24 protein-coding genes are annotated in these 25,790 nt (G+C 70.4%); 10 read left to right on the forward strand and 14 right to left on the reverse strand.

Annotated elements, in window-relative coordinates; all coding sequences use genetic code 11:
* Positions 1–11 precede the first annotated feature (11 nt).
* Positions 12–668 carry a nitroreductase family protein gene (locus BLW32_RS02860; protein WP_068740602.1) on the forward strand — a complete coding sequence of 219 codons (657 nt, stop codon included), beginning with the start codon at positions 12–14 and terminating at the stop codon, positions 666–668.
* 87 nt (positions 669–755) lie between these two features.
* Here BLW32_RS02860 and BLW32_RS02865 read toward each other — a convergent pair whose 3' ends face one another.
* On the reverse strand, positions 756–1,940 hold the full coding sequence (locus BLW32_RS02865) for a TetR/AcrR family transcriptional regulator (RefSeq protein WP_068523443.1): 1,185 nt from the start codon (positions 1,938–1,940) through the stop codon (positions 756–758).
* 157 nt (positions 1,941–2,097) lie between these two features.
* Here BLW32_RS02865 and BLW32_RS02870 point away from each other — a divergent pair, with 157 nt between their 5' ends.
* Entirely contained in the window at positions 2,098–3,309 is a 1,212-nt protein-coding gene (locus BLW32_RS02870; RefSeq protein WP_068523444.1) for an acetyl-CoA C-acetyltransferase, read from the forward strand.
* Between the two features lie 30 nt (positions 3,310–3,339).
* The gene (locus BLW32_RS02875; protein ID WP_068740603.1) at positions 3,340–5,532 is read left to right on the forward strand and encodes a 3-hydroxyacyl-CoA dehydrogenase NAD-binding domain-containing protein; all 2,193 of its coding nucleotides are present in this window, start codon (positions 3,340–3,342) and stop codon (positions 5,530–5,532) included.
* Positions 5,533–5,639: 107 nt separating this feature from the next.
* Here the strand turns inward: BLW32_RS02875 and BLW32_RS02880 are convergent, their stop codons facing one another.
* From BLW32_RS02880 to BLW32_RS02890, 3 genes are all read right to left on the reverse strand, one after another.
* Positions 5,640–6,287 (reverse strand): HdeD family acid-resistance protein, encoded by a 648-nt coding sequence (locus tag BLW32_RS02880; RefSeq protein WP_068523446.1) that lies wholly within the window; start codon positions 6,285–6,287, stop codon positions 5,640–5,642.
* A 257-nt stretch (positions 6,288–6,544) separates the two neighbouring features.
* Positions 6,545–7,309, reverse strand: a complete 765-nt coding sequence (locus tag BLW32_RS02885; RefSeq protein WP_082791263.1) for a GAF and ANTAR domain-containing protein — start codon at positions 7,307–7,309, stop codon at positions 6,545–6,547.
* Positions 7,310–7,399: 90 nt separating this feature from the next.
* Positions 7,400–9,424: a M13 family metallopeptidase gene (locus BLW32_RS02890; RefSeq protein WP_068740604.1), complete on the reverse strand. Its 2,025-nt coding sequence runs from the start codon at positions 9,422–9,424 to the stop codon at positions 7,400–7,402.
* 158 nt (positions 9,425–9,582) lie between these two features.
* Here BLW32_RS02890 and BLW32_RS02895 point away from each other — a divergent pair, with 158 nt between their 5' ends.
* Positions 9,583–11,652 carry a CocE/NonD family hydrolase gene (locus BLW32_RS02895; RefSeq protein ID WP_068523448.1) on the forward strand — a complete coding sequence of 690 codons (2,070 nt, stop codon included), beginning with the start codon at positions 9,583–9,585 and terminating at the stop codon, positions 11,650–11,652.
* A 28-nt stretch (positions 11,653–11,680) separates the two neighbouring features.
* Here the strand turns inward: BLW32_RS02895 and BLW32_RS02900 are convergent, their stop codons facing one another.
* Entirely contained in the window at positions 11,681–12,415 is a 735-nt protein-coding gene (locus tag BLW32_RS02900) for a pirin family protein (RefSeq protein ID WP_068740605.1), read from the reverse strand.
* A gap of 79 nt (positions 12,416–12,494) precedes the next feature.
* Between BLW32_RS02900 and BLW32_RS02905 the strand changes: the two genes are divergently transcribed.
* On the forward strand, positions 12,495–14,126 hold the full coding sequence (locus tag BLW32_RS02905; RefSeq protein ID WP_139286037.1) for an NTF2-like N-terminal transpeptidase domain-containing protein: 1,632 nt from the start codon (positions 12,495–12,497) through the stop codon (positions 14,124–14,126).
* 21 nt (positions 14,127–14,147) lie between these two features.
* On the opposite strand, the gene BLW32_RS02910 is transcribed toward BLW32_RS02905, so the two are convergent.
* Both BLW32_RS02910 and BLW32_RS02915 read right to left on the reverse strand, forming a co-directional pair.
* Positions 14,148–14,576: a DUF3054 domain-containing protein gene (locus BLW32_RS02910; RefSeq protein ID WP_068740606.1), complete on the reverse strand. Its 429-nt coding sequence runs from the start codon at positions 14,574–14,576 to the stop codon at positions 14,148–14,150.
* A 209-nt stretch (positions 14,577–14,785) separates the two neighbouring features.
* Positions 14,786–16,036 (reverse strand): lysylphosphatidylglycerol synthase transmembrane domain-containing protein, encoded by a 1,251-nt coding sequence (locus BLW32_RS02915; protein ID WP_082791264.1) that lies wholly within the window; start codon positions 16,034–16,036, stop codon positions 14,786–14,788.
* Between the two features lie 34 nt (positions 16,037–16,070).
* Here BLW32_RS02915 and macS point away from each other — a divergent pair, with 34 nt between their 5' ends.
* Both macS and BLW32_RS02925 read left to right on the forward strand, forming a co-directional pair.
* Positions 16,071–17,273 carry a MacS family sensor histidine kinase gene (gene macS / locus BLW32_RS02920; RefSeq protein ID WP_231857314.1) on the forward strand — a complete coding sequence of 401 codons (1,203 nt, stop codon included), beginning with the start codon at positions 16,071–16,073 and terminating at the stop codon, positions 17,271–17,273.
* Complete coding sequence (locus tag BLW32_RS02925; RefSeq protein WP_170181048.1) at positions 17,270–17,929, forward strand: response regulator; 660 nt, start codon at positions 17,270–17,272, stop codon at positions 17,927–17,929. Before macS ends, BLW32_RS02925 begins: the two co-directional genes overlap by 4 nt.
* Positions 17,930–18,040: 111 nt before the next feature.
* Here the strand turns inward: BLW32_RS02925 and BLW32_RS02930 are convergent, their stop codons facing one another.
* From BLW32_RS02930 to BLW32_RS02960, 7 genes are all read right to left on the reverse strand, one after another.
* Positions 18,041–18,322 (reverse strand): hypothetical protein, encoded by a 282-nt coding sequence (locus BLW32_RS02930; protein WP_139286039.1) that lies wholly within the window; start codon positions 18,320–18,322, stop codon positions 18,041–18,043.
* 13 nt (positions 18,323–18,335) lie between these two features.
* Complete coding sequence (locus tag BLW32_RS02935; RefSeq protein ID WP_068523454.1) at positions 18,336–18,641, reverse strand: GlsB/YeaQ/YmgE family stress response membrane protein; 306 nt, start codon at positions 18,639–18,641, stop codon at positions 18,336–18,338.
* 271 nt (positions 18,642–18,912) lie between these two features.
* Positions 18,913–19,614, reverse strand: a complete 702-nt coding sequence (locus tag BLW32_RS02940; protein ID WP_082791265.1) for a GAF and ANTAR domain-containing protein — start codon at positions 19,612–19,614, stop codon at positions 18,913–18,915.
* A gap of 105 nt (positions 19,615–19,719) precedes the next feature.
* The gene (locus BLW32_RS02945) at positions 19,720–21,177 is read right to left on the reverse strand and encodes an aspartate ammonia-lyase (RefSeq protein WP_068523456.1); all 1,458 of its coding nucleotides are present in this window, start codon (positions 21,175–21,177) and stop codon (positions 19,720–19,722) included.
* Between the two features lie 47 nt (positions 21,178–21,224).
* Positions 21,225–21,530 (reverse strand): barstar family protein, encoded by a 306-nt coding sequence (locus BLW32_RS02950; RefSeq protein WP_068523457.1) that lies wholly within the window; start codon positions 21,528–21,530, stop codon positions 21,225–21,227.
* 3 nt (positions 21,531–21,533) lie between these two features.
* Entirely contained in the window at positions 21,534–21,914 is a 381-nt protein-coding gene (locus tag BLW32_RS02955) for a guanyl-specific ribonuclease (RefSeq protein WP_068740607.1), read from the reverse strand.
* Between the two features lie 391 nt (positions 21,915–22,305).
* Positions 22,306–22,965: a TetR family transcriptional regulator gene (locus BLW32_RS02960; protein WP_068523459.1), complete on the reverse strand. Its 660-nt coding sequence runs from the start codon at positions 22,963–22,965 to the stop codon at positions 22,306–22,308.
* Between the two features lie 141 nt (positions 22,966–23,106).
* Between BLW32_RS02960 and BLW32_RS02965 the strand changes: the two genes are divergently transcribed.
* Genes BLW32_RS02965 through BLW32_RS28030 form a run of 3 tightly spaced genes read left to right on the forward strand, consistent with a single transcriptional unit; the run spans position 23,107 to position 25,704 of the window.
* Complete coding sequence (locus BLW32_RS02965) at positions 23,107–24,159, forward strand: flavin reductase family protein (RefSeq protein ID WP_068740608.1); 1,053 nt, start codon at positions 23,107–23,109, stop codon at positions 24,157–24,159.
* A gap of 27 nt (positions 24,160–24,186) precedes the next feature.
* Positions 24,187–25,359 (forward strand): fatty acid desaturase family protein, encoded by a 1,173-nt coding sequence (locus BLW32_RS02970; RefSeq protein ID WP_102100944.1) that lies wholly within the window; start codon positions 24,187–24,189, stop codon positions 25,357–25,359.
* 24 nt (positions 25,360–25,383) lie between these two features.
* Positions 25,384–25,704, forward strand: coding sequence for a hypothetical protein (locus BLW32_RS28030; protein WP_074850332.1), 321 nt, complete (start codon positions 25,384–25,386; stop codon positions 25,702–25,704).
* Positions 25,705–25,790 lie beyond the last annotated feature (86 nt).

The following is a 25,790-nucleotide window of genomic DNA, read 5'->3' on the forward strand; positions in this document are numbered from 1 at the left end:
AGGGTCGAAGCATGGCACTCGACTTCCCGCACCTGGACCTGTCCGCCGACGAGGTACTGACCTCCACCCGGTCGGTGCGCAAGCGCCTCGACCTCGAGAAGCCCGTGCCGCTCGAGGTGATCACCGACGCGCTCGAGGTGGCGCTGCAGGCACCGTCGGGCAGCAACGCGCAGGGCTGGCACTGGATCGTGCTCACCGATCCCGAGCCCAAGAAGATCGTCGCCGAGTACTACCGCAAGTCCTACTTCGCCTACGCCGAGGCGGGCGCCGCCGCGCGCGCCGCGAAGCCGCCGAAGGATCTCGAGACCGCCGAGAAGGTGGCCTCCAGCGCCACCTACCTCGCCGAGGTCATGGAGCAGGTCCCCGCGCTCGTCATCGGCGCGATCCACGTGCCCGGCGGCGAACTGCCGCAGGGCAACCAGGCCGGGCTGTGGGGCTCGCTGCTCCCCGCGGCGTGGAGCCTCGCACTCGCGCTGCGCGAGCGCGGCCTCGGGTCCGCGTGGACGACGCTGCACCTCGAGTACGAGCGCGAGGTCGCGGAGGCGCTGGGCATCCCCGCCACCGTCCGGCAGGGCGTGCTGCTGCCCGTCGCCTACACCAAGGGCACCGACTTCAAGCCCGCCAAGCGCGCCCCGCTGGAGACGGTCCTGCACGTCAACGGCTGGTAGCCCGACGGTCCGCCGCTCGGACCTTCGGTGGATTCCTGCGGCCGGCCGTCGGCGTGTCGTCGCCGACACGCACCGAAGATCGGAGGGTCAGAGGCCGAGGGCGGCGTCGACGAGGTGGACGAGCTCGTCGTGGAAGCGCGGGCGGCCGCGGAGGCGGCGGGTGCGGGCGAAGTCGTTGGCGATGGTCATCGCGGCGCCGACGGCGATGCGGGCGCCGGCGGCGTCGAGGGCACCGTCGGACCCGGCGGAGAGCAGGGCCACCCAGCGCGCCACGTAGGCCTTCTGCGCGGCGAGCAGCGCCTCGCCGCCGGATTCGATGACCACCTCGCGGCCGACCGTGAAGGCGACGGCGAGGTCGGTCGACGTGACCAGGTTGGCGGCGTAGGAGCGCACCAGCGCGCGCAACTCGGCGAGGGGGTCGCCGTCGGACACCCCGGCCGCGCCGACGACGCCGATCTCCAGCGCCGCGCGCGCCCGGGCGACGATGCCCACCAGGATCGACCCCTTCGACGGGAAGTGCCCGTACACGCTGGGGCCCGAGATGCCCACGGCCGCACCGATGTCGTCCATGCTGACGGTGCTGTAGCCGCGCGAGAAGAAGAGCTCCGAGGCGGCGTCGAGGATCTCGTCGCTGCGCACGACGGGCGCCCGACGGGGCGGGGGTGCGGGCAGCTCCGGCGCGGTCGACGGTGCCGCGCGCAGCACCCGCCGGGCGATCACCTCGAGGTCGGCGCGGTAGCGGCGGATGCCGATGCGGCCGCGGCTGGGCGGCACCGAGCCGCCGACGGCGAGCACCGCCCACGTGAGGACGCGGGCGTCGTCGTCGGTGAGCTCGGGGTGATCGCGGCGCAGCACCTCGGTCCACGAGCCGAGGACCCCCTCGCTGGCGGCGATCATCTCGCGCGCCTGCTCGGCCGTCAGGTGCCGGCGGTTCCACCGCCACAGGGCCAGCGGGCCGGGGCGGGAGACGGCCATCGCGAAGACGGCGGACGAGAGGTCCTCGAAGGTGGCGCCGGGGCGGGCGAGCACCCGCGCGGTCGTCTCGGCCATCTCGTCGACAGCGGAGCGCATGGCAGCGGCGAGGATGGCCTCCTTGTCCGGGAAGTGCCGGTACACGCTGGGGCCACTGATACCGGCGGCGCGCGCGATGTCGGCGACGGAGACCTTGCCGTAGCCCTGCTCCAGGAACAGCTCGGTGGCGGCGTCGACCAGTTGTCGGCGCCGCTCGGCGGGGCGCAGGCGTGTGCCCGCGGTACGTGGTGCTGTTGCCATGATTAACGTCACAATAGCCCATCACGGGCGTTTTGAACCAGGATCTACCTGGCGGTCTTTCCAAATAAGCTACACGCGGTTAGCCTGTAGAGGTGACGGGCTCCGTGGTATCCGCGGGGACCGGGAACACCTTCTTCGAAAGGACGGGAAGACCGAAGTGTCTGACGCATTCATCTACGAGGCGATCCGCACGCCCCGTGGCAAGCTCAAGGGCGGCTCGCTGACCGCCATCAAGCCCACCGACCTCGTGGTCGGTCTGATCGACGAGATCAAGGACCGCAACCCGGAGCTCGATCCCGCGTCCGTCGACGACATCGTGCTCGGCGTCGTCTCGCCCGTGGGCGAGCAGGGCGCCGACATCGCCCGCACCGCTTCGATCGTGGCCGGCCTGCCGGACACCGTCGCGGGCGTGCAGATCAACCGCTTCTGCGCCTCGGGCCTCGAGGCCACCAACATCGCCGCGCAGAAGGTCGGCTCGGCCCTGGGCGACGACCTGGTCCTCGCCGGTGGCGTGGAGTCGATGTCCCGCGTGCCGATGGGCTCCGACTTCGGCGCCCTGTTCTACGACCCGCAGTACAGCTACGACAACTACATCGCGCCCCAGGGCATCGGTGCCGACCTGATCGCGACGATCGAGGGCTTCTCCCGCGACGACGTCGACCAGTACTCCGCCGAGTCGCAGGACCTCGCCGCGAAGGCGTGGGACGAGGGCCGCTTCGCGAAGTCCGTCGTGCCCGTCAAGGACCAGAACGGCCTCGTCGTGCTCGACAACGACGAGCACCGTCGCCCCGGCACCACCGCCGCGGACCTCGGCAAGCTGCGTCCCGCGTTCACCGTGGTCGGCGAGATGGGCGGCTTCGACGCCGTCGCGCTGCAGCGCTACAACACCGTCGAGAAGATCGACCACGTCCACACCGGTGGCAACAGCTCGGGCATCGTCGACGGTGCCGCGCTGGTCCTGGTGGGCAACGAGGCCGGCGGCAAGAAGGCCGGCCTGACCCCGCGCGGCCGCATCGTCGCCACCGCGTCGACCGGCGCCGACCCGACGATCATGCTGACCGGCCCCACGCCGGCCACCGAGAAGGTGCTCGCCAAGGCCGGCCTGACCAAGGACGACATCGACGTCTGGGAGCTCAACGAGGCCTTCGCCTCCGTGGTCCTCAAGTGGATGAAGGACTTCAAGCTCGATCGCGAGCAGGTCAACGTCAACGGCGGCGCCATCGCGCTGGGCCACCCCCTCGGCGCCACCGGCGCCATGCTGGTGGGCACCGTGCTCGACGAGCTGGAGCGCACGGGCGGCCGCTACGGCCTCATCACGCTGTGCATCGCCGGCGGCATGGGCTCGGCCACCATCATCGAGCGCGTCTGACCCGCCGGAACAACAGGAGACTGAAGAAACATGTCTGACAACATGATCCGCTGGGAGCAGGACGCCGACGGCATCGTCACGCTGACGATGGACGACCCGACCAGCTCCGCGAACACCATGAACGAGCTGTACGGCACGTCCATGCGCGCCACCGTCGACCGCCTCGAGGCCGAGGTCGAGTCCATCACCGGTGTCGTCATCACCTCCGCGAAGAAGACCTTCTTCGCCGGCGGCAACCTGACCGAGATCCGCAAGGCCACCAAGGCCGACGCGCAGCAGGTCTTCGACAACGTCCAGGAGATCAAGCGCGACCTGCGCCGCCTGGAGAAGCTGCCCAAGCCCGTCGTGGCCGCCATCAACGGCGCCGCGCTCGGCGGCGGCCTCGAGATCGCCCTCGCCGCGAACCACCGCATCGCCGCGGACGCCAAGGGCAGCAAGATCGGCCTCCCCGAGGTCAGCCTCGGCCTGCTCCCCGGCGGAGGCGGCGTCACCCGCACCGTCCGGATGCTCGGCCTGCAGGGCGCGCTCATGGGCGTGCTGCTCCAGGGCACCCAGATGAACCCGATCAAGGCGCAGCAGACCGGCCTGGTCAACGAGGTCGTCGGCACCGTCGACGAGCTGCTCCCCGCCGCGAAGGCGTGGATCAAGGCCAACCCCGAGGGCGGCGTGCAGCCCTGGGACGTCAAGGGGCACCGCATCCCCGGCGGCTCGCCGATCGACAAGACGCTGGCCCCCAACGCCCCCGCCTTCCCGGCCAACCTGCGCAAGCAGCTCAAGGGCGCGCCGATGCCGGCGCCGGAGGCCATCATGGCCGCCGCGTTCGAGGGCACCTACGTCGACTTCGACACCGCCCTCGAGATCGAGTCGCGCTACTTCACCAAGCTGGCCACCGGCCAGGTCTCGAAGAACATGATCAAGGCGTTCTTCTTCGACCTGCAGCACATCAACGGCGGCGGCAGCCGGCCCGAGGGCTACGACAAGTACACGGCCAAGAAGGTCGGCGTCATCGGCGCCGGCATGATGGGCGCGGCGATCGCGTACGTCTCGGCCAAGGCCGGCATCGAGGTCGTCCTCAAGGACATCGACCTCGACGCCGCCAAGCGGGGCAAGGCGTACTCCGAGCAGCTCGAGGCGAAGGCGCTGGCCAAGGGCCGCACCACGCAGGAGAAGTCCGACGCGCTGCTCGCCCGGATCACCCCCACGATCGACCCGCAGGACTTCGCGGGCGTCGACCTGGTGATCGAGGCCGCGTTCGAGTCCGTCGAGGTCAAGAACAAGGTCTTCCAGGAGATCGAGGACATCGTCGAGCCCGACGCCATCCTGGGCTCGAACACCTCGACGCTGCCGATCACCATCCTCGCGGAGGGTGTGAAGCGCCAGGAGGACTTCATCGGCATCCACTTCTTCTCGCCGGTCGACAAGATGCCGCTGGTGGAGATCATCCGTGGCGCCAAGACCTCGGATGCGGTGCTGGCCAAGGTCATCGACTACACGCTGCAGATCAAGAAGACCCCGATCGTCGTCCACGACAGCCGCGGCTTCTTCACCTCGCGGGTCATCGGCACGTTCATCAACGAGGCCCTCGCGGCCATCGGTGAGGGCGTCGACCCGGTGTACCTGGAGCAGGCGGGCCAGCAGGCCGGCTACCCGGCGGCGCCGCTGCAGCTGGCGGACGAGCTGACGCTCACCCTGATGCAGAAGATCCGCCTCGCCACCGAGACCGCGCTCAAGGCCGAGGGCAAGGACGTGCCGCAGCACGGCGCCTTCGCCGTGGTCGACTGGATGGTCGAGAACGGCCGCCCGTCCAAGAAGGACGGCGCGGGCTTCTACGACTACGCCGAGGGCAAGCGCACCGGCCTCTCGAAGGGCTTCCAGGAGCACTTCAAGTCGGGTTCGACGAAGCCGGACTTCGCCGAGCTGCAGGAGCGCATGCTCTTCATCGAGTCGATCGAGACCGTGCGCTGCTTCGACGAGGGCGTCATGGACTCCGTCGCCGACGCCAACATCGGCTCGATCTTCGGCATCGGCTTCCCCGCCTGGACCGGTGGCGTGCTGCAGTACATCAACGGCTACGAGGGCCGCCCGGGCACGCCGGCCGAGGGCATCACCGGCCCGAAGGCCTTCGTCGCGCAGGCGAACGCCCTGGCCGCGAAGTACGGCGAGCAGTTCACCCCGCCCGCCTCGCTGGTCGCCAAGGCCGAGGCCGGCGAGACCTACGAGTAGGACTCACCGCCACCCGGCGTGAACACCGAAAGGGCCGGCACCGTCGAGAAGACGGTGCCGGCCCTTTCGTCTGCCGGGAGCGAGGCCGGCTGCTCCGCGGGTCCGGACTAGACCTGCGGGCGGATGCGGTTGATGGTGGAGCGGATCTGGATGCCGTGGAAGATCTCGACCAGGCCGAGCACGATCAGCACGATGCCGGTGGCCAGCACCAGCGACGGGATCGAGTCGTACGGGTAGATGACCACGAAGGCGCCGGCGGCGATGGAGATGATCGACAGGATGATGCCCCACACCTTGCCGGGGGCGCCCTTCGGGAAGTCGGTGTACAGCGACAGGCCCGCGATGCCGCGGAAGATCCAGCCCACACCGATCCAGATGGCGAGCATCACCAGCGACTCGACCACGTTACGGAAGGCGACGACGGCCAGCACGATCGAGACCGCACCGGTCAGGAAGGTCAGAAGGCGCCACCAGAAGCTCTGCGAGGAGAGCACGCCGAAGGTCGCGACGATCTGCAGCACACCGGTGATGAGCAGGTAGAGCGCGAACAGGATCGCCACGACGTGCAGCGTCGGCTGCGGCCAGGCGAGCAGAACGATGCCGAGGATCGCGGCCACGGCGCCGACGCCGATCGCCGTCTGCCAGGAGCGCTTGGCGACGTCGGCGGCGAAACCGCGCACCTCGTCGAAGATCGACTGCCCGGGCCCGAGCGGGCCGCCCTGGGCATTGGGGTTGTTCGTGGGACTGGTGGACATGATCTCCCTCTTCTCGTGAGACGTTCCCGGCGATGAATCGAGGTGAACCCGTGTTCGTCTCTACGCCGACGACAGACAATCACACCAGACGAGGTTTTGCGATATGAACAGCGGGTGGGAATCGTCGCAATTCGAACCCGGAACCACCCCGTGCGGGCCACCCGGCGGGGGGGGGCGCAGATGCGCGCGAGCGCATTCCCCTGGCGGCGCTCACGGCGAGCCGACCACGGACCTCCCGTCCCCGGCGGACCGTCGGGCTACTCGGGCCCGGCCTCGATGACCTGCTCGGCGACCTCGGCGAGGCGGACGTTGCTGTCCTGCGAGAGGCGGGCGAGGAGGCGGAAGGCGGCGTCGGAGTCGAGCTTGTACCGCTCCATGATCATGCCCTTGGCCTGGCCGATCACGTCGCGCGTGGTCAGGGCGGCGCGGATCTGCTCCTTCTCCCGCACCGCGGAGAAGGCGACCGCAGCGTGCACGGCGTAGAGCGACCCGATCGAGATGGACTCGGCGTCGAAGGCGTGCGCCTCGCGCGCCATGAGGTCGAGCGTGCCGTAGGCGTCGTTCTGCACGTACAGGCAGAACGAGAGGATCGATCCGACGCCGGCGGACTTCGCGGCCGCGGCGAAGCGCGGCCAGCGGTCGTCGGTGGCGGTGTCCTCGAGCAGCAGGATCGTCGTCGACTCGAAGGTCGCGCCCACGCTGGGGCCCTCCTCCAGGTCGCGCTGCACATCGGCGACGCGCTGCGCCTCCTCGCCGATCACCACGGGGTGCGAGATGCCGCCCTTGGGATCGACGAGCGTCACGCAGGCGAAGTCCGCGCCCGGCACCTGGTCGACCGCGAACTGCGTGGCGGCCGTCAGCAGCGATTCCGAGTCCCCGGACTGCTCCCGCAGCAGCCTCGCGATCTCGCCCATCCGCTCGCTCAGGGTCAGTTCCTCGAGCGGGACCTCGGGTGATTCGTGGACGACGCCGAGGACGGAGGGGAGTTGTTCACCGGACTGTTTGCGTGAGTGCACGGCCACCCGTTCTCCGTGCCGTTTCGACACGGGGTCACATCATGGGTATCCGCCGGTTGCTGGACGGGTCGTTCGAAAGTCGTTACTGATCGGTTCTCACCATATCGAGACGCGGCGGTCGCGGTCCAAAAACAGGCGATCCCCGGCATCGACGCCGAACGCGGTGTAGAACTCGTCGAGGTTCGAGACGATGGCATTGCAACGGAATTCGGCGGGCGAGTGCGGGTCGATCGCGAGCCGCCGGATCGCCTCCTCGGGCCGCGACTTGCCGCGCCACACCACGCCCCAGCTGAAGAACAGCCGCTGCAGGCCGGTCAGGTCGTCGATCCGCGTGGCATCGTCGTCGACGGTGCCGCCGGCGCGCTCCCGCGCGATCGCGTACGCGACCAGCGCGATGCCGAGGCCCCCGAGGTCGCCGATGTTCTCGCCCACGGTGAAGCCGCCGTTGACGTGGTGCTCGGAACCGCCCGGCTCGCCCGCCAGCTCCCGCGGCACGAGCGCGTCGTACTGCTCGATGAGCGCCGTGGTGCGCTTGCCGAACTCCTCGCGGTCGGCGTCGGTCCACCAGTCCTCGAGGTTGCCGTCACCGTCGTACTTCGCGCCCTGATCGTCGAAGCCGTGGCCGATCTCGTGCCCGATCACGGCACCGATGCCGCCGTAGTTCACGGCGTCGTCGGCGGTGGGGGAGAAGAACGGCGGCTGCAGGATCGCGGCCGGGAAGACGATCTCGTTCATGCCGGGGTTGTAGTACGCGTTGACGGTCTGCGGCGTCATGAACCACTCGTCGCGGTCCACGGGAGCGCCGATCTTCGCGAACTCGCGGTCGTGCTCGAAGGCCTCGCCGCGGCGCAGGTTGCCCACCAGGTCGTCGCGGCGGACCTCCAGCGCCGAGTAGTCGCGGGAGACGTCCGGGTAACCGATCTTCGGGGTGAACTTGCCCAGCTTCTCCAGCGCGCGCTCGCGCGTGGCCGGCGTCATCCACGGCAGGTCCGTGATCCGGCGGCGGTAGGCCTCCACCAGGTCGGCGACGAGGGCCTGCATGCGCTCCTTGGAGTCCGCGGGGAAGTGCCGCGCGGTGTACAGCTCGCCCACGGCGAAGCCCAGGTACTGCTCGACCAGCGTGACGCCGCGCTTCCACCGGTCCCGGATCTCCGGCGTGCCGGTCAGCACCGTGCCGTAGAACGCGAAGTGCTCGTCGACGAGGGCGTCGGTGAGGAAGGGGCTGCGCGCGTGCAGGACCCGCCATGCGAGCCACGTGCGCCACTGCGCCAGCGGCCGGTCGACCAGGAGGTTCGCGGCGTGCGTCGCGAAGGACGGCTGGCGCACGTTCACCTCGGCGAACGCCGTGCTCTCCTCCGCGCCGGTGACGGCCGCGACCCAGGCGGCGGGCGCGACGCCCGGTGCCTCGGCCGAGAGCTCCGCGAAGGTGCGCAGGTTGTAGCCCTTGTCGGCGTCGCGGCGGGCGACGACGTCCCAGTGCCCGGCGGCGATCGCGGTCTCCAATTCGAGGACCTGCGCGGCGGCGGCGTCCTCCTCTCCCGGGGCGACGAGGCCCTCCAGCACCTCGGCGGCCAGCCGGAACGTGGCTGCGACGTGCGCCGTGAACTTCTCCCGCACCGGCGCGTACTGGTCCTCGCGGTAGTAGGCCTCGTCGGGGAGCGAGATGCCGCTCTGCACGACGTTCACCAGGTAGCGGTCGGAGCGCTTGGCGTCGGTGTCCACGTAGTAGCCGAGCAGCCCGCTGACGCCGCTGCGCTGCAGGCGCCCGAGGACGGTCACCAGGTCCGACGGGGTCTGCGCCCACCGGACCTCCGTCAGCTCGTCGGCCAGGGGCGCGAGCCCGGCCGCGGCGATGCCGTCGGTGTCCATGAAGCTCGCGTACAGCGCGCCGATCCGCGCCGTGTCGCCGGTCGCGTCGGCGTCGGCGGCGCACTCCTCGACGATCGTGCGCACCGTCTCCTCCGCCGCGTCGCGGAGCGCGTAGAAGGCGCCGTCGGTGGAACGGTCGGCGGGGATCTCGTGCGTGTCCAGCCAGGCGCCGTTGACGTGCCCGAACAGGTCGTCCTGCACGCGGATGCCGGCGTCGACGTGGCTGAGGTCCAGAGCGGGAGAAGTCGTCACCCGTCCATCCTGCCAGCCGATGCCGACGATCTCACATAGTGGGAGAACTGACTCGTCAGTATTCCCTATGGCGTAGCACACGGTTAGCGTGCGGTGTGTCCCATACCGCTATCCGGGTTACTCTGACGGGACGCTGAGAAGTTAAAGGGGATTCTTCGATGACGCTGACCCGCCCGCGACTGCGGCTGGCGCTGGCCGCGCTGCTCACGGCGCTCGTGCTGATCGGAACGTCGATCACCGTGCCCGGACTCGTCGGACGATCGAACGCCGAACCGTGGAAGCCGGGGCCGGGCGTCGCGGGCATGATCAACCCCGAGTGGATCGCCTCGCACGACGGCCCGACGCAGTACCCGAAGATGGCCACGGAGTGGGACGTGCCGATCCGCATGTCGGACGGCACCGTGCTGCGGGCCAACATCTTCCGGCCGGCGGACGCCTCCGGCCGGGCGATCACCACGAAGACCCCGACGATCGTCAACGTCACGCCCTACACGAAGTTCGTCAGCACCATCGCCACCGTGATGACCAACGTGCCCGTGCTGTTCCCGGCGCTGGTCGGCGTCCTCAACATGTTCAACTTCTCCGGCACCCCGATCGGCGGCGTCGACGACCTGCGCAACGTGCTCAACGGCGGTCTGATCAACACCTTCACCGTCGACCAGAAGCTGGTGCAGAACGGGTACACGCAGGTCGTGGTCGACGTGCGGGGTACCGGCAACTCGCAGGGCGTGTGGGACGTCTTCGGTCAGCGCGAGCAGAAGGACACCGTCGAGGTGCTCGATTGGGTCCGCAAGCAGAACTGGACCAACGGCCGCCTCGGGATGTCCGGGGTCTCCTACTCGGCGATCAACCAGCTCCAGGTCGCGTCGAAGAACCCCGAAGGTCTGCAGGCGCTGTTCCCGGTCGTGCCGGGCGCCGACATCGCGGCCGACATCGTCGCCCCGGGCGGCGGCCTCGGGGTCGGCTTCATCGGCCCGTGGCTCGCCATCGTCAACGTCCTCAAGTTCATCCCGGACCTGCGCTCGCTGCTCAACGGCACCTTCGACTGGAAGTGGCTGCAGGATCGACTGCAGAACCCGGCGGTCTTCTTCCCCGAGCTGCTCTCAGGGGTCTTCTCGCCCACGGTCGAAGGGCTCACCCCCACCACCAAGCAACTCATCGACAAGAATTCGCCGTTGCGCGCCGCGTACCGCACGCCGCTGGACAAGATCACTGCGCCGACGTTCGCGCTCGGCGCCTGGAACGACCTGTTCACCAACACCGAATGGCGTCTCCCGAAGGACCTGAGCTCCCTGCCCACCAGCAAGAAGAAGCTCATCATGGGCGATGCCGCGCACGCCACCGTCACCAGCGACATGGGCGGCGTGAACCAGCCGACGCGCGCCGACGTGCTGCAGAAGGCCTGGTTCGACAAGTGGCTCAAGGACGCCGACAACGGCATCGACAACTACTCTCCGGTCACCGTGCACCGGATGGGCGGCGGCTGGTGGCAGGGCGACACCTTCCCCGAGCCGGGGCAGAAGTACCAGCGCATGTACCTCTCCAGTCTGCCGTCCGGAACGGCGCCGACCGCGCTCTCGGACAACAGCCTCCAGACCGCCCCGCCGAAGATCGCGGCCCGCCGCACCGTCGGTCCCGGACTGTCGACGCTGTGCTCCAACGACACAGGGCAGGCGATGTTCGGGCTGCTCGTCTTCACCGGCTGCACCAAGGACACACGGGTCGCGGAGATGAACGCCCTCACCTTCACCTCGAAACCGGTCGGGAAGTCCACGGTGATCTCCGGCCCGATCAACCTGCGGCTCAACACCACCCAGGACGCGCGAGACGCCTACTGGAGCGTGATCGTCACCGACGTCGGCCCCGACGGCCGGTCCGAGAAGATCAGTGCGGGCCAGCTCACCACGTCGTTGCGGCAGATCGACGAGTCGCGCAGCATCCGGACGGCGAGCGGCGACTACGCCGCCCCGTACTACCAGCTCAACCTCGACGACCGGGAGCTGGTCAAGCCCGGCCAGGTGGTGCAGCTCGACATCGCCACCCACGCCGTGAGCGCCGTGCTCAAGCCCGGGCACCGGCTGCGGGTCGACGTCTTCGCACTGAACCTCATCAAGGCGATGACCGTCGGGCCCGTGACCGCGGAGACGCAGCTCCGGCCGCAGCACGTGGTGATCGACCCGCAGCAGCCGAGCTACCTGGTCGTGCCCTCGGACCGCCCGCTGCCGTAGCGCCGGCCAGCCGGCCCGGCGGGGCCGGTCAGCCGCCCAGGCGGGTGCGCATGCGCCAGAACAGGAACTCGGCACCGGCGGGGCCGGCGGTCACGCGCCGTCCGTCCCCGACGGTGCGCAGTGAGTCGCCGTCGGCGAGGTCGACGGGCCCCGTCGAGGACTCGGCGAGCACGGCACCGTCGGCCAGGTAGAGGTGCCCGAAGGGCGCGTCCGGCAGGTCGACGGCGTCGCCGGGCGCGAGCCGCGCCGCGAACAGGGTGGCGCCGCGACTGCCGATCCGGATCGCGGCGTCCTGGGCCGGGTCGCCGGACGCGACGGGGACCAGCCCGCCCGCGGTGAGGTCGGCGTCGACCTCGTGCTGCTCGTACGACGGTGCGCCGCCCGGCTCGTCCGGGAGGACCCACATCTGGACGAACCGGACGTCGGCGCCCGCGGGGTCGGGGCGGTCGTTGCGCTCGGAGTGCAGCACGCCCGTGCCCGCGCTCATCCGCTGCGCGAGGCCCGGATGGACCAGCCCGGCGTGTCCCTCGCTGTCCTGATGGACGAGGGAACCGGACAGGACCCAGGTGACGATCTCGACCGCGCGGTGCGGATGCGTGTCGAAGCCCGTACCCGCCGCGACCTGCTCGGCGTTGCAGGCGAGCAGGACGCCGTGGTGCGTATTGTCCGGATCGTAGTGGTCGCCGAAGGAGAAGCAATGGCGCGACCGCACGCCCGGCATCGTCGACGCTGCGCGGTCGGATGAGCGAACCAACCGATCCATATCCCCAGGATGCCATGTGAGGACCGGTAAACTCCGCGGCCAGGGATGCCGAACACACCATGAGCAGCGAGGAGACCACGTGAGACGCAGCGGCCGGACACGGTACGGCGTCGCGGCGGTGGCCTCCGCGCTCCTGCTGGCGCTGGGCTCCGGGTTGGCCGCGTGCGGCGACAGCGCCGTCGAAGAAGTGCAGAAGATGCTCGACGGCTACGGCTCCGCGCTCGGCGAGGGGAAGGCCGTCGCGGCGGCCGCCTTCACCTCCTCGCCCGACGCGGCCGGCGGCGTCATCGGCCGCACGCTGCGTGACATGAACGCGAAGTCCGTGGAGGTCAAGGCCTCCAACGTGCAGCGCTACTCGGGCGGCAACGCGACGTTCGACGTGAAGACGCACTGGAACTTCGGCGACGGCCGCGACTGGGACTACACCACCAAGGGCAGCGCCTCGCAGCTGTCGATCGGCTGGCGCATCTCGTGGGATCCCGCGGTGCTCGCGCCCGGCCTCACCCCCGATACGTCGATCCGGCAGATCCGCACCGACGCGAAGCCGCCGAAGGTCTTCGCCGCCGACAAGTCGGAGCTGATGTTCGCCGGGACCGTGCACCGGCTCACGGTCGACCCGAACAAGACCAAGAACCTCACCGACAGCCTGACCCGGGTCGCGAAGATCGTCTCCCCGGTCGCGCCGCTCGTCACGCCCGATTCCCTCGCCGCGAAGGCGAAGGCGGACCCCGGCAAGCCGGTCCCCGTCGTGGACCTGCGCGACGACGACTACGGCGTGCTGGGCGACGCCCTCACCGCCGTCCCCGGCCTGCAGGACACCCCCGCCGGCGACCTGCTCATCGCGAACCGGCAGCTCTTCTCCCCGCTCTTCGAGGGCATCAAGGGCGCCTGGCAGGCGAACCGCGACGAGACCGCCGGCTGGGAGGTGCAGCTGCTCACGAACGGGAAGCCGCCCACCAAGATCGTCGGCTTCCAGGGCCCGCCCGGGCCCGACCTGCGGACGTCGATGGACCCCAAGGTGCAGCTCGACGTCGAGAACGCCGTGGTCCAGCTCGGGCAGCCCGCCGCGATGGTGGTGCTCTCCGTCTCGACCGGCGCCGTGCTCGCGGCGGCGCAGAACACGCAGGCCAGCGGCATCGCGACCGACTGGGCGCTGAACGGCCTCTCCACCACCGGGCCGGTGCTGGAGCCCCTGTACAGCGAGGTCAACGCGGCCGCGGGGAACGACGCCGGGAAGCAGTCGAAGCTGCTCGCCCCGCTGGGGATGGGCACCGACTTCGCGATGACCGGCGTGAAGACCACGACCGCGCAACTGCCCGGTACCGGCGGGCGCGGCGCCTCCGAGCTCGGCGCCGACTCCGTCAAGGCCAGCCCCTTCGGCATGGCCGTCTTCGCCTCCGCGATCGCCAAGGGCAAGACCACCGCGCCCTACGTCGTGCAGGGGCAGACGGCGAAGCCCAGCGCGCCTCTCGGCGACGTCGACGACAAGATCCTCAAGGCCGTGCGCGCGAAGATGGACTCGACGGTCTCCCCGTCGGGCGACGGCAGCGACCTCGTCTCGACCAAGGCCAAGGGGCTCGTGGGCACGAACGGCCCGGAGGGGCCGGGCTGGTTCATCGGTTACCGGGGCGACCAGGCCTTCGCGATCATGGTCTCGGGCGAGCGCTCCGGCGCCGGGTCGCTGCAGGTCGCGGGCGCGTACCTGAAGTAGACCGGCGCTGCCCCGCCGGGCTCAGGAGCCGGTCGCGGCGCTCTCCGTCGCTTTCGCCCGACGCGACAGGACCGCGGCCGCGACGGCGCGCCATCCCAGCAGGAACAGGCCCAGGGCGATCGTCGCGACGATGACGAAGCTGACCTCGACGCCCTTCGACGTGAGCAGCCCGCGGGCCGTCATGCCGAAGGCCACCGTCGACACCCAGATGATGACGCCGGCGGGGAAGACGCGCCCCGGCGCGAAGGTCGCGGCGCGACCCGGCTCGTGGCCGCGCAGCGCGGCCAGAACGTACGTGAACGCCCAGCCGACGGCCAGCGCGAGCAGGAACGGCCAGGCGGTCTCGGCGAAGCCGGCCGGCGAGAAGGCCTCGTCGTGGTTGAACCGGCCGATCACCACGAACAGCAGGACGAAGACCACGTCGAGGGCGGCGATGACCGGTATACGCATACGGCAACGGTAAATGATCTGCGGCTCCTGCCGGGAATCGGATCGCAGGGCGGTGACGGCACGCGGCCGGGGCGCGGTCCTCCCAACCGCGACCCCGACCGGGCCTGACCCCCTCGCCCCCCTCCACTCCGGGGCGCCGTGAGCGTTGCGGGTCTCTCGCTCACAAGGGAGACGATGCCCGCACGCCCTTGAGAGCCGGTTGGGGCGCGCTAAATCCGCTGGTCGGGGCCCGTATCGCTGGTCGACGGTCCGCTCTCGCCCGGCGGACCGTCGGGCCGGGGCGGGGGCTCCGGCGCGGAGGGGTCGGCGTCGGTGGAGTCCGCGGCCGCCTTGGCGGCCTTCTCGGACGGTCGCTCGCCGTTCTTGTCGGGGGCGTCGGGGTCGATGTCCATGGTGCTGCGGTACGAGACGAAGAAGACGACCCAGCCGATGACGACCACGAGGACGTAACTGACCAGGCGGTACAGGATGGTCGCGGTGAAGGCCTGGCTCGCGGGCATGCCGGCGAGCACGAGGGCGGGCACGAGCGCCGCCTCGACGAGGCCGAGGCCGCCCGGGATCGGGCTGATGGAGTTGACCACCTTGGACGCCGCGTAGGCGCCGGCGAGGGCGGCCAGCCCGGGGGCGTCGCCGACGGCGTAGCAGGCGAACGCGAGGCAGGCCACGTCGGCGATCCAGTTGAACATCGACCAGCCGAAGGCCTCCGCGCCGTAGCGGCGGCTCATCTTCACGGCCTGGAGCTGCTCGATCACCTCGCGCAGCCGGGCCAAGCCGGTGTCCTCCGGCTTGTTGCGCAGGTCGTTGATCCAGCGGATGAGGCGCGCGCCCACGACGTAGAGGCCGTCGGGATGCGAGGCCACGTACTGCACGAGCACGATGAAGACCACGAGCATGCCGACGGAGAAGATGACCGAGTACGGGCTCGACTTGGCGCCGGCCATGAGGGCGCCCACCAGGCCGAGGACGGCGAGCCCGGCCGACATGAGCAGGCCGCTCATCACGATCTGCCAGGCCGCGACGACGCGCGAGGCGCCCCACATGCGGGTGCGTCGGTAGACGAGGGTCGGCGCGAGCACCTGCCCGCCGGGCATCGTCTGCGAGACGGAGTTCGACGCCATCTGCAGGCCCAGGGCCTGCGGCTGCGTCACCTTCACGCCCGCCGAGCGCAGCAGCACCCGCGTGACCTGGGCGAACGAGTCCATCGAGAAGAAGACCGCGATCACGCAGGCCAGGACCCATTCCCAGCGGATGTGCTCCAGCTCGCGGATCGACTTCGAGACCGTCGGGCCGAACAGGTACACCTCGACGCCGAGCACGATCGCGACCACCAGCAGCAGGGCCCGTCGGACCCACCGGAGCCGCCGCCGGGTCACGGCGGGGTCCTTCGGGGGCGCGTCCTCGGGCGGCGTGCCGCCGGAGGGCTCGGCGCCGGGGGAGGGCGCGTCGTCGTCTGCCTGCATCGGCGCCAGCCTACTCAGCGGTTAACGTGGGCACATGCAAGGCCTCGCATCGCGGCTGCGGCGCGTCGAACCCACCGGCGACGATGCCGGGGTGGGCGCGTCCGACGGCGACCCCCGCGCGCCGCTCTGGCGCGGCGCGCAGTGGTTCCGTGCGCTGTCCGTCGTGTACGCCGTCGGCCGGCAGATCGACGAGGCCGACCGGTACCAGCGGATCGGCTGGAGCTGGGTGATGATCGGCGCCGTCGTGGCGGTCAGCGTGATCGCCGGCCTCGGCTACGTGCGGGGCTTCGGGCGCAACCGGTGGTTCGTGATCGGCGAGTTCGCGGCGGCCGCCGTGCTGGCGCTGGGCACCGTCTGGGTGGCTTCGCCCGAGTTCACCGCACACAACCAGGCCCTGCCCACCACGCTGTGGCTCACCAACCCGGTGGTCTCCGCCGCGATCCTCGGCGGGCCGGTCGCCGGTATGGCCGGCGGCATCGCGATCGCGGTGATCAACGCGATCTACCGCGGCACCTTCCCCGAGACCATCGTCCGCGACGCCAACTACCCCGTCTTCATGGCCGTCGGCCTCGGTCTCGGCGTGGCGGCCCGCGTCGCGATCCGCTCGCAGGAGCAGCTCCGCGAGGCCGAGCGCGTCGCCGCCGAGGCCCGCGCCCGCGAGCGGCTCGCCCGGGAGGTGCACGACGGGGTGTTGCAGGCCCTCGCCTTCCTCGCCCGACGGTGCGCCGAGCTCGGCGGGCCCGGCACGGAGCTGGGCGCCCTGGGGGAACTGGCGGCGCAGCAGGAGCGGGCGCTGCGGCACCTCATCGCGGAGACTCCGGTGGGTCCTGCCCCGGATCCCGATGGGGACGGCGCCGTCGACCTGCGGGACCTGCTGCGGCCCCTCGCGTCGGCGACGGTCACCCTCGCCGAGCCCGGCGGCCCCGTGCTGCTCCCGGCGCGCCCGGCCGCCGAGGTGGCCGCCGCGGTGCGGAACGCGCTCGACAACACCGCGTTGCACGCCGGGCCGGGAGCCCGTTCGTACCTGCTGCTCGAGGACGTCGAGGACGCCGTGCTGGTCACGGTGCGCGACGACGGCACCGGAATCGCGCCGGGACGGCTCGACGCCGCCCGCGCGGAGGGCAGACTAGGGGTGTCGGAGTCCATCGTCGGGCGGATGCGGGCGCTGGGCGGCCGGGCCGAACTGACGACGGACGTGGATGAAGGGGTGGAGTGGGAGCTGTGGGTACCTCGGTGAGCGGGCCGGACGCGGACCCGGCGGGCATCTCCGTGCTGGTGGTGGACGATCACCCGATGTGGCGCGAGGCGGTGGCCCGCGACCTGGAGGCGCGCGGCTTCGTCGTGGCCGGCACCGCCGATTCGGTGGCGGCCGCCGGGCGGATCGCGAAGGCCGTGCAGCCGTCCGTCGTGCTGATGGACATGTCGCTGCCCGACGGGAACGGTGCCGCCGGCACCGCGCTCGTGCTGGAGGCGGCGCCGACGGCACAGGTGCTGATCCTCTCCGCCTCCGACGAGCGCGACGACGTGGTCGAGGCCGTGAAGGCCGGCGCCTGTGGCTACCTGGTCAAGAGCGCGTCCGCGGAGGAGCTGGTCGCGGCCGTGCACGCCACCGCCGAGGGACAGCCGGTGTTCACGCCCGGCCTCGCCGGGCTGGTGCTGGGCGAGTTCCGTCGGATGGCGTCGGCGCCGGAGCCCGCCGGTCCCGGGTTGACCGCCCGCGAGACCGAGGTGCTGCGGCTCGTCGCGAAGGGACTGTCCGCCAAGCAGATCGCCACCCGCCTGCACCTGAGCCACCGCACCGTCGAGAACCACGTACAGGCCACGCTGCGGAAGCTGCAGCTCGGGAACCGGGTGGAGCTGGCGCGCTACGCGTTGGAGAACGGGCTGGACTAGTGGCGCCCGGTTCCGGTCGCGGCGCAGCTGATCGGGAGTCCGCGCCGTCGCGCCGGCGGACGGGATCGCCCTCGCCCGCCGGCGGCCCGGCCCCGTGCTCGCCGCGGTGGATCAGGAGATCGGGACCTCCTTGATCTTGGTGTCCTCCTTGCCCGCGGTCTTGCAGTAGGCGATAGCCTCCGCGCGCAGTGCGGTCGCCGCACCCGCTGCCGGCTCCTCGCCGTGCTTGTCCTTGTACATCTTCTGGACCTGCTCGGTCTGGTCGGCCTCGGACATCGCGACGAAGTCCTTGCAGGTGGTGTCGGCGCCGGCTTTCGCGCACCCGCCGAGCGCCAGCGACACTGCGAGCGCAGCGATCACGACCACGGACCGGATCGATTGCAGCATTCTCATCGTCGATCGCCTCTCAGCCACGTCGCCCGGTCACCAGGCCCACGACGAACAGCAGGACGCATGATCCCGCGAGCGCGGTAAGCAGTGTGAGGATCCACCCGGCACCGGCAGTGGAGACGCCGAGGATCCTGAGGATGATCCCGCCGACGACGCCGCCGACGATGCCCACCGCGATGTTGAGGAACAGGCCTTGCTGCGCATCGGTTCCCATGATCTTGCTTGCGAGCCACCCCGCGATGCCGCCGATGATGATCCACGCGATCCAGCCGATGCCGTCGAATCCGAGGCTCGCCTCGACCACCGTTGTTGAGAGTTGCATCTGTCTTCTCCTTCTTGCTGGGACACCTCGGTGAGGCCACTCAGTCGGAGAACGCGCAAGGGGACCGGCGATCCGTGATGCTCTGCGGGGAAGCGACCGACGGCGCGCGTTCATACCGACGGGCGTGAAGACGCCGGTCGGTTGAGCGGTCGCACCGTGGTCTCAATGCGGAATGCACTCGAAACGATCATCGCTTCGGTACGGGCGGAACACTAGCACGCGCGCCTGCTGGGGAGAAGCGTTCCGATGCGCAGCGGACGGCCTCGCCGGATCACGCGGGATCGCGGTTCGCGGAACCCTTCTCCACCACGCGCTCCGCGATCGTCGCCAGAGGAACGTTGCTGTCGCTGGATACCCGGGCCAGCAGTTCGAAGGCACGCACCGCATCGACGTCGAACCGCTCCATGAGCATTCCCTTGGCCTGACCGATGACGTCACGGCTGGCCAGGGCGGAGCGGAACTGCAACGCACGGTCGTTGGCGATGAGGGCGGTCGCGGCCTGCGTCGCCAGCATCCCACCGACGGTCTCCGACTCATCGCTGAACGCGTCGACCTTCTCCGAGAACAGGTTCAACGCACCGACCCGGGAATCGAAGGTGAACAACCGGAAGGACAGCATGCTGACGATCCCCGCTTCCACTGCGGCGGGGGCGAACTCGGGCCAGCGCTCGTCGGCCCGAAGATCGGGTGCGCGGGTCGCGGGGTTGGTGGTCGCCGCGTCCCAGCAGGGCCCCTGCTGGAACCGGTGTTGCAGCGCGTCGAGCCTCTCCGTCAGTTCCGACGTGGGTGCGAGGGAGCCGTACTTCTCCGGTCCTTCGATGATCAGGATCGAGGCGCCCGCCACATCGGGGATCAGCTGGACGCACGCCGATGTGACGCTCTCGAGTGTGCTGTCGAGAGAACTGGTCTGCGCGATGTTGCGGGACATCTCCGCCATCGTCGACAGGAGGCTTTCGAACCCCTCGTCAGTCACTGTGCTCGTCCTCCGGTGCCGGCGGTGGTCGGTCTACCGCGAGAAAGTAGCACGGTCGCCCGGACTCTCCTCGCAGCCGACGAGGCCCGGGCAGGGCAGGGCTGTCTAGTCGCCGGGTCCCCCCGCCGGAGCGTCGTCGGGACGGGGCTGCAGGGCGTGGGGCGGGTGGCCGGTGAGGTACTCGGGGCTGAGGAGCGACGCGAGGGTCGCCTCATCGAGGAGGGCCCGTTCGCGCACGATCTCGACGACCCCGCGCCCGGACTCGAGCGCCTCGGCGGCGACCGAGGTCGCGGCGGCGTAGCCGATGGTGGGGCTCAGTGCGGTGACGACGCCGATGGACTCGCTCACCATCTGCTCCAACCGCTCCCGGTTCGCCGTGATCCCGGAGACGCAGCGCTCCCCGAGCACGCGGGCGCCGCGCGTGAGGTGCGCGATCGACTCGACCAGCGAGCGGGCGATGATCGGCTCGAAGGCGTTGAGCTGCAACTGCCCGCCCTCGGCGGCCATGGTGATGGTGACGTCGTGGCCGATCACCTCGTAGGCGATCTGGTTCACCACCTCGGGGATGACGGGGTTGACCTTGCCCGGCATGATCGACGACCCGGCCTGCACCGCGGGCAGGTGGATCTCCGCGAGGCCGGCGCGCGGGCCGGACGACAGCAGCCGCAGGTCGTTGCAGGTCTTCGACAACTTCACCGCGATCCGCTTGAGCACGCCGGAGAGCTGGACGAAGACGCCGACGTCGGCGGTCGCCTCGATGAGGTCGGTGGCGCCGACCAGTTCGTGAATGCCCGTGACCTCGCGCAGTTGCTCGATGACCTTGCGGCGGTAACCGGGGTGGGCGTTGAGGGCGGTGCCGATCGCGGTGCCGCCGATGTTGAGCTCGTGCAGCAGCCGAGTGGCCTCCTGCAGCCGCACGATGTCCTCGCCCAGCGTGGTGGCGAACGCGCCGAACTCCTGGCCGAGCGTCATCGGCACCGCGTCCTGGAGCTGGGTGCGGCCCATCTTGAGGATGCCCGCGAACTCGTCCGACTTCGCGGCGAAGGTGCCGCGCAGTTCCGTGAGCGCCTCGGCCAGCTCGGCGAGCTGGGTGATGAGGGCGATCTTGATCGCGGTCGGGTAGACGTCGTTGGTGCTCTGCCCCAGGTTCACGTGGTCGAGCGGGTGCAGCGCGGCGTAGTCGCCCTTCGGCCGGTCCAGGTGCTCCAGCGCGGCGTTCGCGATCACCTCGTTGGCGTTCATGTTCGTCGACGTGCCCGCGCCGCCCGCGATGGTGTCGACGACGAACCACTCGTGCAGCCCGCCGCCGCGGATCCGCTCGCACGCCGCGACGATCGCCGCGGACCGCTCCTCGTCGAGCAGGCCAAGCTGTCGATTGGCCGACGCCGCGGCCTGTTTCACTGCGGCCAGCGCGTGCACCAGGTGGGTGTGGATGGCGATGGGAACGCCGGTGATCGGGAAGTTCAGCAGCGCCCGGGCGGTGTGGGCGCCGTAGTAGGCGTCGGCGGGGACGTCGATGTCGCCGAGCAGGTCGTGCTCGCTGCGCGTCTGCGGAGAGGTCATCCGCTCATCCTTCCGCACCACCCTCCTCCGTCGGAGGATTTGCGGAATCAGCCTGTGCGACCGGCCCGCCCGCTGTGCGGTTCCGCGGTGACCGGGACACCCGCGGTGGCGAAGACGTCCAGCACCTCGGAGTAGAGCTTCGCGCCGAGCGCGGTGCGGACCTCGTCGGCGTGCGTGAGGCGGAAGCCGAAGGGCTCGTCCTCCGGGGTGCCGAAGCCGCCGCGCAGGCAGTCGACGAGGGCGTCGAGGTTGCTGCCGAAGTAGCCGTCGGGGCCGTTCACCGCGCGCCCGAGCTCGGTGTAGAAGTCGGCCGCCCCGGTCACCCGGCTGCCGTCCACGGTGTAGGTCTTCACGTCTCAGGCTCCCGTCACGATGCAGAACGAGGCGTAGTGGTCGCCGGTGTAGTACAAGTTCGGCGGGGACGTGAGCGGCGTTCCGCCGGTGACGATCCGGCGTGCGCCGCGGGTCGACGAGCCGGGCGTCGGCACCGTGTACTCGTGGTAGTACCCCGAGGCCTGCGCGGGCAGGATCCCCTCCCGGTTCTGGAACACGACCCCGTCGTTGCGCGGGTACGGGAACGGACCGCCCTGATGGATGAGGTCGACGGTGTCGGCCGCCTGCGCGGGCAGGGACGACAACGCGCAGGAGGGCAGGGCGGCGGAGGCGGGGGAGACGGTCGCGACCGTGACGCCGAGCGCCACGACGACCGATCCCGCGAGGCGGGTTGCGATGCGCATGATCAGAAGTTAGCCGAAGTAGATGATCGCCGGGTGGCAGCGCGGTGAACGTCCTGGACCGGCTGCGCCGATGGGTCGCCGGGCGCCGGACCCGGCGATGGCCGGCGCCAGGTGGGGGACTCGGCTTCCGGTGGGGGGTGCCGGCGGCGGATGAGGGGCGTGGCGGCGTTTCCTGGGGGACTGAACGCTGGGTGGGGGAGGAGCCGGCTTCTGGTGGGGGATTCGGCGCCGCGTGGGGGACGTTCGCTCCCCCGCTCCACGACCGGCGTCCCGTGGGGGCGGGAACGCAGGGTGGGGGAGACGGCGATCGTTGGGGGACTGAACGTGTGGTGGGGGGGGAGACGGCGATCGGCGGGGAACTGAGCGTGTGGTGGGGGTAGCGCGTCCGGGGCTACCTCTCGCGGGGGGTGTACGACGCCAGGCCCAGGGCGACGACGGTGAGCTGGCGGGTGGTGCGCTCGATGAGCTCCGCCTCGTCGCGGGTGTTGCGGGCGTCGATGCGCACCAGCTCGGCGACGAAGCCCAGCATGATCGTGACGTAGAGGTCGGCGGTCATGTCGAGGTCCTCGACGCTCCACTCGCTCAGCGCGGGGATCCGCGAGAGGTCGTGGGTGAGCTCCTTGGCGAAGAGTCGCAGCTCGACGTCGATCGCGCGTTGCAGTTCGGGGGAGCCGCCGTAGCGCTCGCGCACGAGGAACTGGAACTCGGCGTCGTTGGCGCGGGCCTGCTTGGCGACGACGCGGATCGCCTCCGCGCCGCTCGGCGCCACGCCCTCGCGCCGGCCCTCGCGCAGCATGCGGCGCAGCACGCGCATCGCGTCCTCGACCAGGGTGACGCCGAGGTCGTCCATCGATGCGAAGTGGCGGTAGAAGGCGGTGGGCACCACGCCGGCCGCCTTGGCGACCTCGCGCAGCGACAGGCTCGCGAACGAGCGTTCACCGGCCAGGGCCAGCGCCTCGTCGAGCAGGGTCTGTCGCGTGCGCTCCTTGGCCTCCGCCCGCGACGGTCCCGGGGTGTGCCGTTCGACGGCGCGCGGGGACGGTCTGGGCATGGGGTCGAGTCTATCGCCCCTGCGTCGGGGCGGTGTCGCGGAGGTTGTGGCCGAGGTCACGGAACAACTCCTTGACGAGGAGCGGACGGCTGCGTGCATACTGTGAGTGTACAAGCGTGCACTGAACGGAGAAACACAGCCATGAGCCGCTTCACTCGATTCGCCGGATCCGTCGTCGAGGCCGTGCTGACGCCTCACGCCGTCGACCGCTACCTCGAACTCGTCGATCCGATGGTCACGTGGACCGACATCCGCGGACGCGTCACCGCCGTGAGCCGCCGCACCGACCGGTCGGTGACGTTCACCGTGACGCCCACCCGCCAGTTCGAGGGCTTCGAGGCGGGCCAGTTCATCCAGGTCAGCGTCGTGATCGACGGTGTCCGTCAGTCGCGCTGCTTCTCGCCCGCCGGCTCGCAGCATCAGGGCGGCGAGCTCGAGTTCACCGTGACCGCGGACGCTGACGGCCACGTCAGCAAGCATCTCCGCGACAATCTCGCCGTCGGCGACGTGCTGGGACTCACCCCGGCCGCCGGCACCTTCACCCTGCCCGGGACGCCGGGGAACCGCCCCGAGCGGATCCGCCTCATCAGTGGTGGCAGCGGCGTCACACCCGTACTCTCGATCGTGCGCACGCTCGTCGACGAGAACCACGACGGTCCGATCGACGTCCTGCACTTCTGCCGCGACGCGGCCGATAACCCGTACCGCGCGGAGCTCGAGCGCCTCGCCCGCCTGCGGAACGTCTCCGTCACCTACGTGTACACCCGCGCCGGCGGCCGCCACCTCGGCCCGGAGCACCTCGAGGACTTCGGCGACATCGGCTTCGCGTGCGGCCCCGCCCCGCTGCTCGAGACCGCGAAACAGCTGTACTCCGACGCCGGCGTCGAGCTCCGCGTCGAGGAGTTCACCCCGCCCGTGGCGGCGGCACCGTCGGGCGAGGCGACCGGCACCCTGCGCTTCACCGAGGCCGGCACCGCGGTCGACAACGACGGCCGCAGCATCCTCGATCAGGCCGAGTCCTCCGGCCTGTTCCCCGAGAGCGGCTGCCGCATGGGCATCTGCTTCTCCTGCACCGCCGTCCGCAAGACCGGCTGCACCACCAACATCCTCACGGGCGAGACCGACGACGAGCCCGATCAGCACATCCAGCTCTGCATCAGCGCGCCCGTCGGCGACGTCGAGATCGCGCTGTAGCCCACCATCTTCGTAGGGGAGTCCATCATGACCGAGCACATCACCCTCACCGCCGAGCAGGTCGAGATCATCGGCGAACGCTTCGACGCCATCCGCACCCGCGTCCTGAACGACCTGGGCGCCAAGGACCGCGAGTACATCTACAAGATCGTGCGGGCGCAGCGCGGCTTCGAGATCGCCGGGCGCGCCATGATGTACCTGCCGCCGCTGTGGCCCGTGGCCGTCGGCTCCCTCGGCGTGTCGAAGATCCTCGACAACATGGAGATCGGCCACAACGTGATGCACGGTCAGTACGACTGGATGCGTGAGCCGGGCCTGAACTCCCGCGAGTTCGAGTGGGACACCGTGTGCCCCGCCGACCAGTGGAAGCACAGCCACAACTACCTGCACCACACGTTCACCAACGTCCTCGACATGGACCGCGACATCGGCTACGGCATCCTGCGCATGGCGCCGGAGCAGAAGTGGAACCCCTACTACCTGGGCAACCTCGCCTACGCGGGCGCGCTCATGGTGCTCTTCCAGTGGGGCGTCATGCTGCACGACCTCGAGGCCGAGCGGATCGTCAAGGGCGAGCGCAAGTGGGGCGACATCAAGGAGCTCGTCGCCGGCATGCGGAAGAAGGCCGGCAAGCAGGTGCTCAAGGACTACGTCATCTTCCCGGCGCTCACCGGCCCGCTGTTCCCGCTGACCTTCCTGGGCAACATGTCCGCGAACCTCATCCGCAACCTGTGGACGTTCTCCATCATCTTCTGCGGCCACTTCCCCTCGGGCGTGCAGACCTTCACCAAGGAGGAGACCGCCGACGAGACCCGCGGCGAGTGGTACGTCCGGCAGATGCTGGGCTCCGCGAACATCGACGGTGGCCGCCTGTTCCACATCATGAGCGGCAACCTGAGCTTCCAGATCGAGCACCACCTGTTCCCCGACATCCCCGCCAACCGTTACCCGGAGATCGCCGCCGAGGTCCGCGCGACGTGCGAGGAGTTCGGGCTGCCCTACAACACCGGCTCGCTGCGGGGCCAGCTCGGCTCGACGTGGAAGAAGATCGCCAAGCTCTCGCTGCCGAACCGGTGGACCAAGCAGGAGCCCGAGCTCGCCGTGACGATCGAGCGCGCCCGGCACGAGGAGGCCGCGTCGAAGGCCCTCGCCAAGGCGGGCTGGCAGCGCGCCGTCGAGCGTGAGATGGTGTCGGTCTAGGACCGACGGCAGGAGGGCGCGGACGTGGGCAGGCTCGAGCGGCGCAAGGACGCGGCGCAGGAGACCGTCGAATCGACGGCCATCCGCGTCGGCCGGATCGCGACCATCATCACCACCGCGGTGGCCGATGTCGCGCGGGAGATCGGCGACGCCGTGAGCGACGCCCTCGAGATGCGGCAGGCGGCCAAGGCCGCCGCCGCCGACGAGGCCCGCACCGAGCAGCGCACGTCCCGTCCCGCCGCGGCTGAGGGCGCCGCAGCCGAGGACTCCGTAGCCGGGGACGCCGCGGGAGGCGCCGCCGACGCCGGGGCCGCCGACGAGCCGGGCCCCGGCGACCGCGCCTGACCCGCACGATCGAGCCATCGTGAAGCGAACGGTGGCAGCCCACCGCTCACCGTGAGAAGGTTGCGATCCAACAATCTTCCTGGAGA

Source organism: Tsukamurella tyrosinosolvens (assembly GCF_900104775.1).
Classification (GTDB): domain Bacteria; phylum Actinomycetota; class Actinomycetes; order Mycobacteriales; family Mycobacteriaceae; genus Tsukamurella; species Tsukamurella tyrosinosolvens.